The organism is Bradyrhizobium sp. CCBAU 11386 (genome assembly GCF_028128955.1).
Classification (GTDB): Bacteria; Pseudomonadota; Alphaproteobacteria; order Rhizobiales; family Xanthobacteraceae; genus Bradyrhizobium.
Map to the genome: position 1 here is coordinate 37,253 of NZ_LBKA01000022.1, position 13,128 is coordinate 50,380.

The window sequence follows — 13,128 nt, forward strand, 5'->3', positions numbered from 1 at the left end:
GACACAGTGCATAGTGCTATCACGGAGCCGGTGCGGCGGCTTGAGGTCTTCACCGGAGCCGGCCGTCGGCGGAAGTGGAGCGACGAGGACAAGGCGCGGATCGTTGCGGAGATCGTTGCGAGCGGCGACTCGGTCTGTTCGGTAGCGCGACGGCATGGATTGTCGCCGCAGCAGTTGTTCGGCTGGCGACGTCAGTTGCGAGAAGCAGCAGGCGGTCATTCCGAAATAGAAGAAGTACAGTTTGTGCCGGCGGTGGTGGATGCCGTGGTGCCTGCGCCCGCTCTTGGCTGTGAGCGCAAAGCGGTGCGCTGCAAGGCAAAGGCGGATTCCGGGATTGTCGAGATCGAAGTTGACGGCATCACGATTCGGGCCGGTCGTGGTGCGGACCCAACGATGATTGCGTCGATCGTCCAGGCGCTGAAGGCGCGCCGGTGATCGGTCCGTCGGGTGCGGTCCGGGTGATGGTGGCGACCAAACCGGTAGACTTCCGCAAGGGAATGGAGGGGCTTGCGACCCTGGTGCGCGAGAGCATGGGGGCTGACCCATTCTCGGGAGCTGTCTATGTGTTCAGAGCCAAGCGAGCGGATCGGATCAAGCTGGTGTTCTGGGACGGAACGGGTTTGTGTCTCCTCGCCAAGAGGCTCGAGGATGGAATCTTCCGCTGGCCGAAGATCGAGGACGGCGTCATGCGTCTGCGGCTTGTGCATGAGGCGCGGGAGACGTCGACGCCAACGCAAGCCGGATAGCTGTCGGCGGCACTGCGGCGAAGTGAATCAGGAGCGTCGGACGCGTCGCCAGATGGCGGCGAATATGCTCTGAATTGGGTGTGAGCGACGCCCTGCCTGACGATCCCGAGACGCTGAAAGCGATGCTGCTTGCCGAGCGGTGCGAGAGCGAACGGCTGCGTCAGATCATCAAGGAATTGCAGCGGCATCGGTTTGGCCGGCGGGCAGAGACGCTGCCCGAAGATCAAATGCTGCTGGGCCTGGAAGACGTCGAGCAGGTCGCCGCGTACAGCGAGACGGCACAGGACGTGAGCGCACCTGAAGGCCGTGAGGCGCGGGCCCGTAGGCGCCGCGGCAACCGTGGCGCCTTGCCGGCGCACCTGCCGCGGATCGAGGTCGTCGTCGACATCGAGAACAAGACCTGTCCCTGCTGCCAGGGCGAGTTACACCGGATCGGCGAGGATAGAAGCGAGCGGCTGGACCTGGTCCCGGTGCAGTTCCGGATCATCGTGACCCGGCGTCCCAAATACGCCTGCCGGGCTTGCGAGGACGGCGTCATGCAGGCGCCGGCCCCGGCTAGGCTGATCGAGGGCGGATTGCCGACCGAGGCCACCGTCGCCCAGGTCCTGGTGTCCAAATATGCCGATCACCTGCCGCTCTATCGGCAGGCGCAGATTTACGCCCGCCAAGGCATTGAGCTCGATCGTTCGACGTTGGCGGACTGGGTGGGACAGGCAGCCTTCCACCTGCGTCCGCTGCATGAGCGCCTCCTCGGCAAGCTCAGGCGACGGCCAAAGCTGTTCGCCGACGAGACGACGATGCCGGTGCTCGATCCCGGCCGAGGGCGTACCAAGACCGGTCAGCTCTGGGCCTATGCGGCAGACGACCGGCCATGGGGCGGCGCCGATCCGCCGGGCGTCGCCTATGTCTATGCCCCCGATCGCAAAGCCGACCGACCAATCGCCCATCTGGCAGGCTTCAAGGGGATCCTGCAGGTCGACGGCTATGCTGGCTATGGCAAGCTGGCCGAGCGTGGCGACGTTCAGCTTGCATTCTGCTGGTCGCACATGCGGCGTAACTTCTACGAACTCGCCGCCCCTGGTCCCGCGCCCATTGCGGGCGAGGCGCTCAAGCATATCGCCGAGTTTTATGCCCTCGAGAAGGACATCCGTGGCCGTAGCGCCGAGGAGCGCCGTCTCGTTCGGCAACAGAAAAGCCGACCGCTGGCGGAAGCCTTCGAGCGGTGGCTCCGCGCAAAGCTCGCGTTGATCAGCCAAAAGGGCAAGTTGGCCGACGCCATCCGCTATGCGCTCTCACGTTGGGAAGGTCTGACGCACTTTATCGATGATGGCCGCATCGAGCTCGACAACAACGTTGTCGAACGTTCGATCCGTCCGATCACGCTCAACCGGAAAAATGCGCTGTTCGCAGGATCCGACGGTGGTGCCGAGCACTGGGCCATCATCGCCTCTCTGATCGAAACCTGTAAGCTGAATGACCTCGATCCGCTTGCCTACCTGACCCACGCCCTCACCAGGATCGTCAACGGCCATCCAAACAGCGACATCGATCAGCTGCTGCCGTGGGCCTATTGCCGTCACGACCTCAAAGCCGTGGCCTGAAAAGTAAGCATCCGGTGAGGACCGCGTAGCGGTCACTCAGGCTGCTTGGTTGACTTGCTTATTTCGCTCGCGCCAATTCCAGGGCAGCGTGCTCGACCACTTCCGGGCGGTGCGCACGATGCTCATGTCGCAGCTTGCGGCGACCACCGAGGCGGGCGACGCCCGCGGCGCGGCGATCGTGGCCGCTCAGTTGGTCGGCGTGCTGGAAAAGATCGGCAAGGTAACAGGCGAGATTGCCACGATCGCGCAAGGCACGATCAACATTCAGAACAACGTTGCCATCGTGAACAGCCCGCAGTTCGCCAAGGTGCAGGCAGCCATCCTGCGAGCCCTGGCACCCCACGGAGCGGCGCGCGCGGCCGTGGTCGCGGCCCTGCACGAACTCGACGCTGAGGCTGCTGACGGAGGTCGGGCGCCCTTGGTGATCGATGCTGTAGCGCTGCCGCCGCCCTGTCCCGTACCGCTGCCGGAGCCGTCCGCATGACCAGCATAGCGGGCGCGCTCGCCGACGCATTGGAAGACGGCGGGTGGCGTGCCAAAGCCCGGGCGAGCCAGTTGCCGCCGCCCGGTGACTGGAACGGGTGGATGATCCTCGCCGGGCGTGGCTTCGGAAAGACGCGGGCGGGGGCAGGGTGGGTGCACGAGCTGGTCGAGGCGCGCCGGGCCGGCCGCATCGCCCTGGTCGCCGCTACTGCCGCGGACGCTCGCGATACGCTCGTCGAGGGCGTCTCGGGACTGCTCAACACCGCGCCGCCGTGGAACAGGCCGCAATACGAGTCGAGCAAGCGCCGGCTTACTTGGCCGAACGGAGCGATCGCGACCACCTTTTCGAGTGAGGAAGCGGATCGCCTCCGTGGCCCCGAGCACGACGCCGCGTGGGCTGACGAGTTGGCTGCGTGGACCGATGTGCAGGGCACCTGGGACATGCTCCAATTCGGTCTGCGCCTGGGCAGGCGCCCGCGCTGGTTGGTGACCACTACCCCGAGGCCGATCAAGCTGCTCAAGGAGTTGTTGGCGCGGGAAGGTAAAGACGTCGTGGTGACGCGCGGGTCGACCTTCGAGAACGAAGCCAACCTTGCACCGACCTTCCTGGCGGCTGTCCGCCAACGCTACGAAGGCACGCGCCTTGGCCGGCAAGAGCTGAACGCCGAGCTGCTCAGCGACAACCCGGGCGCGCTCTGGCAACTGGACTGGCTGGACCGCGATCGCGTGTCGGCGGCCCCCGAGCTGCGCCGCATTGTCGTGGCAATCGATCCGGCTGTTTCGAACAACGAAGGATCCGACGAAACCGGCATCATCGTTGCCGGCATCGCGCGCGATGGCACGATCTACGTTTTAGAGGATTGCTCGGGCCGTTACGCGCCGCACGAATGGGCCGCGAAGGCAATCGACGCTTACCGTCGCCACAAGGCCGACCGGATTCTAGCCGAAGTGAACAACGGCGGTGCGATGGTCGAGGCGACAATTCGCGCGCTCGATCCACGCGTCAGGTTCAAAGCTGTGCATGCCAGCCGTGGCAAGGTGGTGCGCGCCGAGCCGATCGCCGCGCTATACGAGCAGCGAAAGGTTCACCACGTTGGCGGGTTTGCGGTGCTGGAAGATCAGATGTGCGCGTTCACGTCGGATTTCGATCGCGTTCGCACCGGCTATTCGCCGGATCGCGTCGACGCGCTGGTGTGGGCGCTAACCGAACTCAGCGGGCCGGTGCATTGGGTGAAGGTCACGGAGCTGCGGATTTAGTGCGCTCAACTTGGTGGAACGATGAAGCTGTGCTTGGTTGCTAAATTGGCTAAGGCAGCCTTTAGCTTTTTAAATCGAGAACCGCTCTCAATGATTGGATTGCACTCGATCTGGCAGTGCGCCAGATTGTCGGGGACATCTTGATCATTCTCGATGGGCCTATGAACTGCGTCCACGGCGTATTCCCCGACGGGAACGCCATTTCTGATGATCGGTATTTTGCAAGAGCGACGTACGTCATCTGCTAGCACCTTCGCGACGCCGTCAGTTATGTTGATGCGAGCATCCGCAGGGTTATGTCGCAACGACGATCTGTCTACGGACGGCTTCATAAACCTGTCGTCAAAGGCGCTGGACGAGAACACCAGCTTTCCATCCTGATAGAAATATTCGTCGGTATTCGCTCGGATGGAGCGGTACAAATCCTCTGCATCATCGACAACAGTAGGATCCATGAGGCGCTACGACTGCAACCACAACCACACGTTCGAGAAAGACCAGTTGTTAAGTGGACCAGATATCATTTCGTTTTCCATATCGGGCCCCCACACCTGAATGTACTCGGCGCCATCTTCCGAAAAATAGAGTGTGAGATTGCGCGTCCCGCGCCACCACTCGAATACAACTTCACCTGCCTCAGTGGATGAGATATGCGGGCGACGCCATCCGCCGAGCTTAGTTGCTCGCTCACAGGAGGCGTAGAGCCATTCAGCGGCAAGTTCAGCGGCTGCTTGAGTCGGGATCCTCGTCGGCCCTCGCATCAATGTCGCAATCTTCGTCAAGCCTTGATCAATATCGGCCAGCGGTAATGCCCGAAGCAGTTGAACTTGCCCCACGTTTGAGAAGGTCGGGCTGCTATTGGCAAAACCTGGCGCGGCCGCATCAGGAGTCAAACGCGGGGAAACGGCATTCATGAAATCAACTCTCTGACTGTATCGGTGATACATGCCTCGAAAACATCGTTCTTGGCGTCACCCAGCCTATTCAGCGTGGAAAATACATCGTCAATCCGGGTAGGCTTCTGAATGATAAAATCGATGTCGAGCATTATCGCATGGGAGCCACCGTTTGCAGGCGGGGCGCCGTACAGCTGCAAAATCACAACCGATGATTCATCGATGTGCTTCATGGGAATTTGAAGCTGCATAGCTAAAGACTGGACGTCAGGTGGCAACGAGTCGGGAATCGTTGGGTACAAGTTTAAGCAGCTATCAAGCCGAAAGTCACCAGAAGGTAGTGGGACCCGGTTGATTATCCGAACACCAAGTCGGACTGCCCGAGTAGGATTGATTGCCCCCTTGTAAAGCTCCCAATACCGTTCGGCTTCCGTGCTGAACGTGGACCATTTCGAATACGGGGCCAAATGACTATAGGAGAGCCCATTGGATCGAAGCTGTAAGACCCGATCAGGTCGATCTAAGCGAAAGCCGAGATTTTCCTGTCGGTTCGAAAACGTGGGCGGGCCCCCGTTCGAACCGACTTCAAATCCCATCTGGAGTTGATGAAGGGGCAATCGCGTCGGAAAGTCCGACTTCAATTCTTCCGAAAGCATCAGAATCTGATCGACGGCGACCGGTTTGTCGGCCTCGATGCCGATATCGATCGTGGCCTCAACGATCGGAGCCCGGCTGTAATGCCGTCGAATCTTGGGAGCTGTCATTTGAGAATCAATCGCCGCGCAGACCAAGAACACGGTGCACAATAGGCATTTACGAGCGCTTAAGGGATATAGGGTCTGGAAGCTCAATTACCACACAGCGTTGATCGGCGGCTCCCGCAACGCGCAATCCAGCTCCTAATTTCACTAGCTGTTTCGTAGTGGCCCCAAAAGTGGCCCCGGGTACGTATGGTAAGAACCGACGCCAGTCGCGTCTTAAAAGTAACTGTAATATCAGAGTGTTACTTGGTGAGCGCGCTGGGGCTCAGGACCCCGTGATTAAAAGTCACAGTTTCGCAGTTGGCGGATATGGGTGCATAGCATTGCCGCTGCCTGGGCCTCGGTCTTGGTGTTTTACTTCAGAGTTCGTAGAACCCTACGCGGGCGCGATCGCCGGCGGAGGGGCCTCTCCATGGCGGTGCCGCCCTTCGAGCATCCACGCGGCCTCGCTGAGGCAGCAGGTGACCATCCCTATGGGGTGCAGTGACGGTTCCGGGGAGATGGATCATCGCCCGCGAGAGGAGCTTTTCCCTAGAGACAAGAAGTGGGGGGCTAGCCCAGGTGAAGAGCTGGGGAATTTTTGCACTCGGGTCCAAATTGGGTCCAGGTTCGCGTTGCGTTCGGAGAAGGCCTCGTCTAAGTGCCTGTTGCAGAAGAGATGGAAGGGTGGCCGAGTGGTTTAAGGCACCGGTCTTGAAAACCGGCGTGCCCGCAAGGGTACCGTGGGTTCGAATCCCACCCCTTCCGCCAGCATATTGCTCGCCCGTGGGAGGAGGGCGCGTGAACTGAGCGCAGCTCGCAGCCGAGCCACGCGCGCTCCTATGCCCGTCACTTTTGGGCTGGCCGCTTTGACAAAGCGAAAATCTCAGCTCTTTGCCTTTCGGCGCGTCCCACGCGGCCTTGTTCGCTTGATCGAACGCCTTCCGGGATTCGGCGAGTGCGGCACTCAGGACTGATCAGGATTCGCTGCCGGCCTGTTTCAGCTTCTGCAGACGCGCTTCTGCTTCGGAAGCATCGGATTTCAATTGCTTGAGCGCAGCCTCTGTCTCAACCGTGACAGCGCCTCGCGCGCGTTAGCGCCCAGGGCGGCGAGCAGAAGCGGCGCCCCGCTGACGGGCCTCCGTGACTAAAATCCGGCAAGGTATATCCTTCCAGAGGGGCGGAGCTTGATTCGCCATGCTGGAAGCCATTCTCCTATTGCTGGGAATTGGGGCCGCAGCTCTCCTGCTGATCGCCTTTTGGGGGCTGCATCGCCAAGTATAGGCACAAAAAACCAGCTCAGTGGGGTCAGGTGAGCTGGTGCTAGCGAGTGCCCTTGGAGAAGGGCATCGGAAAGACTTGGCAATACAACCAACGTTCCTATTCGCCAGAGGGGTTTGGGGGCCCAGCGGTTGGACCTAGCACTCCCGGCGCTCTGATCAGCAATTGAACCGGCAGCCGGGAGTCTTGGGGGCTGGAATGCAAGCCGTGCCATGTTCGCGTTCGGGCAGCAATGCGCGGAACATCGCGCTCCGGTAGTTGTACGGAATCCATTTTCGGAACGGGGTGTTCTATAGAAAGAACACCGGCGAATTTTGAGTACCGATTTTTACTTTGTCCGGGATGGCCGCAGTGGGGGCTGGAACCACCCGGCGGCTTTTCCCGTTGGGCTTAGTTAGCCGTCGCGGCACGGAACGCCGAAGTTGTCGCAGGTGAGAGCGAAGATTTCTTTCGCCTTCGCATCTTCAAAGCAGAAGCGCGTGCCGACATCGGCGTGATCGATCCACCAATCAATTTTATTGTCCTTTGCAATGCGGGAGGCTTCTCCTCGCAGCAGATCCAACTGTCTTCCAGCAACGTGGACGATCAGGCAATTTTCCTTGGTCATGAATGACGTCCTTATAATTGAAGCAACGGCTCAATTTGATTCCGACAAAAAATGAAAATCGTGTGGCGTCTACCAGAGAAAGACGATCATTGATCCCGCTTCAGCTTGCTTCGTCCCCAATGCGGTTCCTTGCTCTTGGGACTGAGCTCCGGGACGTAGGGTCGGTTCAGCGCCCGCATGACGCCGATACGGGCGAACGTGGTCGAGCCGCCGCGCTCGACCACGAGGAGCAAGGCTTCCATCGCTGCGCGCCACTCGGACGCGTCATGCTCTTTCTTCGGAAGCGAAAATGTCAGCTCTTTGGACCTTCGCCTTTCAGCGCGTCCCACGCGGCCTTGTTCGCCTGATCGAACGCCTTCCGGGATTCGGCGAGAGCGGCGCTCAGGACCGACCAGGATTCGCTGCCAGCCTGTTTCAGCTTCTGCAGACGCGCTTCTGCTTCGGAAGCATCGGATTTCATTTGCTTGAGTGCGGCATCGACATCAACGGTGCGGGCTGCGGCCACTTTGCCCGCGGCCTCGCGGAATTTGTCCGCAGCTTCGCGCCAAGCCTCGGTCTGTGCGGCCGCAACGTCCTTGAACGTGGCCTGCTGCTGCTCGAGCTGTTTGCCGGCGCCTTCGAAGTAGGTCTTCACCTGGGCCTCGAATCCAGCCCATTGCTTTTCAAGCTCCGTCTTGGCGCTTGCCCAAGCTGTTTCGCCCGCCTCGGCCTGGGTCTTGAGCAGGGCCTGAAACTCGTCACGGCGCTTCGTCAGATCGGACAGGAACTGATCAGTCTTGACCTTGGACTCAGCCTTGGCCTGGCCGACTTTGACCTCGAACGAGGCCAATGCAGCGTCCATTTCGTCGATCCGCTCCTTGGCCCAACTGAGGTAAAAATGCATGCTGCTCTGCTGTGACATGGCCGTCTCCATCTGCTTGCCAAAGTTAAGATCCCAGAGCTTGGACTTGCTCGTATTGACCTGTCTCAATGACGTCGTGTTCTGAAGCTGTCGCGAACCCTCGACGCGCCTCCTCATCCTGCGAAAGAGGAAAAGCGGTTGACGTTTCGTGCCGGCGATTTGCTTGGCGGCCCACTCGCGCGACGGCGCGCCAAGCGTCTGGTGTCGATCGCCGCGCGAATTCTTGCGGAGCTTTCAGCGGTGGACAGCAAGCCTGTCCGCGAAAGGCATTTTCGCGCTGGGGCGGTTGCGGCTGCTCCGCTGGCTGCCGCGACGCGTCGAACGCCAACCGATCCGGCTGCGGCGTGCCACGATCCGGTGCCGAAGCTCGTGGTCAACGGATTTTCCGAAGGTGGCAGGATGCCACTGTTTTGCCCGACGCGTCAAAGGGCTTTTCGTGGATTCTAAAAGTCATTGCGCCAGCAGGACTTAGCTACTGTGCATGGGGTTGTTTTTCGAGATTCTGTTTTGGGCGGCCTTTCAGGCAGGTCGGAGGGGGTGGAACCCTTGCCCCGCGTTCGCGTTGTCTTGCCATGACCGAAGACCTTTCCTTCCGACGCAAACCCCTGACCCCCGAACAGCGCCAGGCGCGCGATGCGGCACGCCGGATCGAGGCTGAAAAGGCCATGCGCGACCACGAGGAGGCGCAGAAGCAGTTCTACGCCAACAAGGAACGGCTGAGGGCCGAGCGGCTTGCACGCGAAGCGGCGACGGCAAAGGACTGATCGAACGCGGTCGTCGCACCAAGATCTCCTGGATTGATCTTCCGACGGGGCCTGACCTGGTGCCGTTGCGTCGTGCTTGAGGCGAGCTTGAGCGCCTGGACGGGTGCCTGCCATTGCGTGGCGGGCGAATGGGCTCAGGCGGACCCGTTCAATCCGTCGAAACTCCCGCAGCTCTCTGTTCACGCGTCAGCTCTCGATGTCTCCGGGCCGTGCGGCGCTGAGTCTGCCGCGGAGCTGCGGCGCTGAGTCTGCCGCGGAGCTGGTGGCTGCCGCGGAGCTGGTGGCTGCCGCGAAGGCGCCGGGCCTGCCACGAGCGGCAGGCTTGACGGCGGTTGCCTTCCGCCCGAAGATTCAAATGATCCTCAACTGGCGTGAATGACGGAGACGTTCGCTCCCAGCCAGTCCGATCCTCATCAGCGAAAACGCAATGGAGCTGACCATGACCACGTTCGACAAGCGCGAGCAGGGCTTTGAGGCCAAATTCGTCCACGACGAGGAGCTCATGTTCAGGGCCACGGCCCGGTCCAACAGGCTGCTCGGGCTCTGGGCCGCGGGCCAGCTCGGGCTCAGCGGCGATGCCGCGACGAGCTATGCGACGGCGCTGGCGACGGACCATCTGGAGAGCCGGACGATGGATGAGGTCCTGGACAAGGTGTCGGGCGATCTCGCCGCAAAGGGTGTGGCGCGCGAGCAGGTCGCCGCGAAGTTCCAGGAATGCCTGCATCAGGCGGTTCAGCAACTCGAAGCCAAAGAATGAGCGCCGAATGAGCGCCGCGCGGTCAGGTGCTCACAGCTCCATGTGAACGATCTCGATGGGCACACCGCGGAGACCGTGGGAGAACCGTGAGAGAATTGCCCTCTGCCAGGCAGGGGGCGCAGGGTGAGCGGGCGGTCCTCACTCAGCATGTCTGCGCATTCCGGAGTCGCTGAGCTTGTCGACGTAGGCGATGCCGAGCGCCGAGACGATGAAGGTGATGTGGATCAGCACCTGCCACATCACACCGGTCTCGGTGTAGCCGGCGCGGTTCGAGCCGAGATTGCTGGCCTCGATGAAGGTGCGGAGCAGCGCGATCGAGGAGATGCCGATGATGGCCATGGCGAGCTTGATCTTCAGGACGCTCGCATTGACGTGGCCGAGCCATTCCGGCTCGTCGGGATGGCCCTGGAGCTCGAGCCGCGACACGAACGTCTCGTAGCCGCCGACGATGACCATCACCAGCAGATTGGAGATCATCACGACGTCGATCAGCGCCAGCACGCTCATCATGATCTGCTGTTCGGTGAGATCGAGGGCGTGCCAGGACAGATGCCAGAGCTCCTTGAGGAACAGCACGATGTAGACGCATTGCGCCACGATCAGTCCGAGATAGAGCGGCAGTTGCAGCCAGCGCGAGCCGAAGATGATCGTCGGCAGCAGGCCGAGGCGCGGCGATGGCGGGCGGGCTTCGGTCGCGGGGGCAGGCTCAACCGACATTCAGGCAGCATCCTCGCATCGAGATGAATCTCGCTTTCATGTAGCCCGACAAGATGGCCGGCGGAAGACGGCGAGGTGTGCTTGCAGCCTTCCAGGGATCACGCCGTTTCGTGCTACCATGCCGGGCGGCCGTCGCGCGACGGCCTGGATCGCGGGAGGCGGACGTGCGGAGTGGCTTTGGCAACGGGCCAGAGAGGATCGCGCTTGTTGCGGCGATGATGCTTGGCGCCGGCGAGGTGTCGGCTACGCCGCTGACGCCGTTTCGCTACGAGGCGCAAGCGCAGCGCCATTGTCCGCGCGATCAGGTGGTCTGGCTGGATTTCAGGAAGGGCGTCTACTACGCGAGAGGCCAGAGGCGTTACGGCCAGGGTTTTGACGGCAGCTTCGTCTGCCTCGGCGAGGCCCGCGGCAGCTTCTATCGTCGCTCGCTGCTCGGCCTGCGCTGAGTGGCGCGCGACGGGAAGCGAAACGATCCAGTCTATTTCCGGTCGGGCAGCTTCACCGGGACGTGCGGTGAGGTGCTGATGACCCGGGGACTTCCGTCCGGATAGGTCCGGTCGCCGCGGATCAGCGATTCCAGGACCAGGAAGAATTTCTCGGCAAGCATGTGCGTCACCTTCGTTGGTGATGGCCTCTTGAAATAAGTCGAGGCGCCGAACGCAGAAATTCAATCAACTAAACGGGAGCAGGGCGTTTCCGGACAAACACCTGTGTTGCGGCGCAGTACGGTCGTGGTTGGAAAACGAGGAAAGGGTGTCTGCGATCAGCCGAAGGCCAGCGCGACCAGGCTCGAGCACAACAGCACCAGACCGCCCGCGGTCAATGCCAGGAAGCCATCCGATACGAGGTCATGGTTGCGCATGGGACACCTGCCGCTCTCGTCTGCGATGCTCGGTCGGATCGATTAAAATTGTCCGAACGTGCCGTCTTGAAAGAGGTGATGCTTGCCGCCCGTGCGAGTGCCCTCAGCCCCTCGTACGGTAACCTTCAAACGCATGGGCCAGGAAGATCCCCGCGCTTACCAGACCCATCAGTGCCGAAACCGTCTCGATCATCGTTAAATTCCAAATCCCGCCCTTGCGTCCGAGAGAACGCGTGCGGCCTTGCACAGTCAAAAGAATTCCAGTGAGTGGCGCGACAATGGGGGTGGAGTGAGGATTTGGCGCAACAGAATGTCCAGGAGTGGCACAGAGCAGGGGCCTGCGTTCCGTAGATCAACGGGGGAAAGCGAACGCGCCGTTTACCATCTCCGCGCGATCGCCGCAGGCTCCCCATTTCCGCCGTGTTCGGGTTGCGATATCGTCACGACGTCCGAAGCGGTGGTGGGCCGCCTCGGTGCAAAGGACCGGACAGCGCTCCCCGTCGCCAAAGCGGGTTGGGCACGCCTCCGGCAGAATGGTATTTGGGGCGAATGGGGATCCGACGGTCAGATTCGGTTTTGCGGGCCGCGCGTGGTGTTGCGGCGGCCGCGACCTGCCTCGCGCTCGCCAATTGCGCGTCCTCCAACAAATTCGCGAGCCGCGTCGATCCGAAATACGGCGTGTCATCGAGCCCCCGGGTGGTGGCTTTGGGTGATCCGGTCCCCAAGGGCGGCGGCACCTACCGCGTCGGCAAGCCCTACATCGTCGCCGGCCGGACCTACGTGCCGGAGGAGGACGTCAACTACCGCGCCGAGGGCATGGCGTCCTGGTATGGCGACGATTTCCATGGCCGCCTGACCGCCAATGGCGAGGTGTTCGACATGACCTCGCTGACGGCGGCGCATCCGACCCTGCCGATGCCGTCCTATGCGCGGGTGACCAACATCTCGAACGGCAAGTCGCTTATCGTCCGCGTCAATGACCGCGGTCCCTATCACGGCAACCGGCTCATCGACGTCTCGAACAAAGCCGCCGAACTCCTTGAATTCAAAGGCAATGGCGTCGCCAAGGTCCGCGTCGAATATGTCGGCCGGGCGCCGCTTGAAGGCTCCGATGACCGCCAGCTGATGGCGACCCTGCGCACCGGGATCCCGGCGCCGTCGCCCTCGATGGTCCGGGTCGCCTCGGCGAGGCCGTTCGTGCCGGAGCTGCCCTCGTCGAACCGCGGCGCCATCCGCGGCGAGGTTCCGATGCCGGAGGGGCGGCCCTACAATCTCGGCAATACCTCGGCCGACATGGCTTCACTCAATGCGACCTCGGAAATGTCGGCCTCGAGCCGCAGCCGGGGCCGGGCGCTCCAGAACGCGCGCGCCGTGTCCTATGACGAGGACGGCCGCTACGCCACTGAGACCGCTCCGTCGGCCTCCGACGGGGCCGCCGAGGCCCGCAGCATCCTGAGCGGCCGCGGCCTCTATTAAGCAGGTAATCTGGTCAGTGGCGCCTCGGCGCCGCGTGGCG

General features: G+C 61.8%; 17 protein-coding genes and 1 tRNA gene. 10 read left to right on the forward strand and 8 right to left on the reverse strand.

From position 1 onward, the window contains the following. The 5 genes from tnpA to XI09_RS05855 all read left to right on the forward strand — a co-directional run. A partial coding sequence (tnpA, locus tag XI09_RS05835; protein ID WP_442869535.1) for an IS66-like element accessory protein TnpA occupies positions 1-435 on the forward strand: 435 nt, incomplete at its 5' end. Beyond that, entirely contained in the window at positions 432-746 is a 315-nt protein-coding gene (gene tnpB, locus XI09_RS05840) for an IS66 family insertion sequence element accessory protein TnpB (protein ID WP_271566023.1), read from the forward strand. The genes tnpA and tnpB, both read left to right, overlap by 4 nt. A gap of 122 nt (positions 747-868) precedes the next feature. Further along, a complete protein-coding gene (gene tnpC / locus XI09_RS05845; RefSeq protein ID WP_271566072.1) occupies positions 869-2,347 on the forward strand; it encodes an IS66 family transposase in 1,479 nt (492 codons plus the stop codon). An 88-nt stretch (positions 2,348-2,435) separates the two neighbouring features. Then, complete coding sequence (locus XI09_RS05850; RefSeq protein WP_271566024.1) at positions 2,436-2,831, forward strand: hypothetical protein; 396 nt, start codon at positions 2,436-2,438, stop codon at positions 2,829-2,831. Beyond that, the gene (locus XI09_RS05855; RefSeq protein WP_271566025.1) at positions 2,828-4,087 is read left to right on the forward strand and encodes a DNA-packaging protein; all 1,260 of its coding nucleotides are present in this window, start codon (positions 2,828-2,830) and stop codon (positions 4,085-4,087) included. The genes XI09_RS05850 and XI09_RS05855 overlap by 4 nt, the downstream gene beginning before the upstream one ends. Before the next feature lie 5 nt (positions 4,088-4,092). Here the strand turns inward: XI09_RS05855 and XI09_RS05860 are convergent, their stop codons facing one another. Genes XI09_RS05860 through XI09_RS05870 form a run of 3 tightly spaced genes read right to left on the reverse strand, consistent with a single transcriptional unit; the run spans position 4,093 to position 5,747 of the window. After that, positions 4,093-4,542 carry a hypothetical protein gene (locus XI09_RS05860; RefSeq protein WP_271566026.1) on the reverse strand — a complete coding sequence of 150 codons (450 nt, stop codon included), beginning with the start codon at positions 4,540-4,542 and terminating at the stop codon, positions 4,093-4,095. Positions 4,543-4,548: 6 nt separating this feature from the next. Next, a complete protein-coding gene (locus XI09_RS05865; protein ID WP_271566027.1) occupies positions 4,549-5,001 on the reverse strand; it encodes a hypothetical protein in 453 nt (150 codons plus the stop codon). Continuing rightward, entirely contained in the window at positions 4,998-5,747 is a 750-nt protein-coding gene (locus XI09_RS05870) for a TIGR04255 family protein (protein WP_271566028.1), read from the reverse strand. Before XI09_RS05870 ends, XI09_RS05865 begins: the two co-directional genes overlap by 4 nt. A gap of 657 nt (positions 5,748-6,404) precedes the next feature. Between XI09_RS05870 and XI09_RS05875 the strand changes: the two genes are divergently transcribed. Further along, positions 6,405-6,494 (forward strand) — tRNA-Ser (locus tag XI09_RS05875). Between the two features lie 904 nt (positions 6,495-7,398). On the opposite strand, the gene XI09_RS05880 is transcribed toward XI09_RS05875, so the two are convergent. The 3 genes from XI09_RS05880 to XI09_RS05890 all read right to left on the reverse strand — a co-directional run bounded on the left by XI09_RS05880 (position 7,399) and on the right by XI09_RS05890 (position 8,512). Continuing rightward, positions 7,399-7,611 (reverse strand): hypothetical protein, encoded by a 213-nt coding sequence (locus XI09_RS05880; RefSeq protein WP_271566029.1) that lies wholly within the window; start codon positions 7,609-7,611, stop codon positions 7,399-7,401. A gap of 86 nt (positions 7,612-7,697) precedes the next feature. Further along, on the reverse strand, positions 7,698-7,853 hold the full coding sequence (locus XI09_RS05885; RefSeq protein ID WP_442869536.1) for a hypothetical protein: 156 nt from the start codon (positions 7,851-7,853) through the stop codon (positions 7,698-7,700). Positions 7,854-7,903: 50 nt separating this feature from the next. Beyond that, entirely contained in the window at positions 7,904-8,512 is a 609-nt protein-coding gene (locus XI09_RS05890) for a hypothetical protein (protein WP_271566030.1), read from the reverse strand. Positions 8,513-9,084: 572 nt separating this feature from the next. Here XI09_RS05890 and XI09_RS05895 point away from each other — a divergent pair. Then, a complete protein-coding gene (locus XI09_RS05895; protein WP_028174031.1) occupies positions 9,085-9,276 on the forward strand; it encodes a hypothetical protein in 192 nt (63 codons plus the stop codon). A 439-nt stretch (positions 9,277-9,715) separates the two neighbouring features. Next, positions 9,716-10,033 carry a DUF1476 domain-containing protein gene (locus XI09_RS05900; protein WP_271566031.1) on the forward strand — a complete coding sequence of 106 codons (318 nt, stop codon included), beginning with the start codon at positions 9,716-9,718 and terminating at the stop codon, positions 10,031-10,033. 138 nt (positions 10,034-10,171) lie between these two features. Here XI09_RS05900 and XI09_RS05905 read toward each other — a convergent pair whose 3' ends face one another. Continuing rightward, positions 10,172-10,750 carry a TIGR00645 family protein gene (locus XI09_RS05905; protein WP_271566032.1) on the reverse strand — a complete coding sequence of 193 codons (579 nt, stop codon included), beginning with the start codon at positions 10,748-10,750 and terminating at the stop codon, positions 10,172-10,174. Positions 10,751-10,965: 215 nt separating this feature from the next. On the opposite strand from XI09_RS05905, the gene XI09_RS05910 reads away from it, so the two are divergent. After that, on the forward strand, positions 10,966-11,196 hold the full coding sequence (locus XI09_RS05910; protein ID WP_271566074.1) for a hypothetical protein: 231 nt from the start codon (positions 10,966-10,968) through the stop codon (positions 11,194-11,196). 32 nt (positions 11,197-11,228) lie between these two features. Here the strand turns inward: XI09_RS05910 and XI09_RS05915 are convergent, their stop codons facing one another. Continuing rightward, on the reverse strand, positions 11,229-11,357 hold the full coding sequence (locus tag XI09_RS05915) for a hypothetical protein (protein WP_256374848.1): 129 nt from the start codon (positions 11,355-11,357) through the stop codon (positions 11,229-11,231). Between the two features lie 804 nt (positions 11,358-12,161). Between XI09_RS05915 and XI09_RS05920 the strand changes: the two genes are divergently transcribed. Then, positions 12,162-13,088: a septal ring lytic transglycosylase RlpA family protein gene (locus XI09_RS05920; protein ID WP_271566033.1), complete on the forward strand. Its 927-nt coding sequence runs from the start codon at positions 12,162-12,164 to the stop codon at positions 13,086-13,088. Positions 13,089-13,128: the final 40 nt, after the last annotated feature.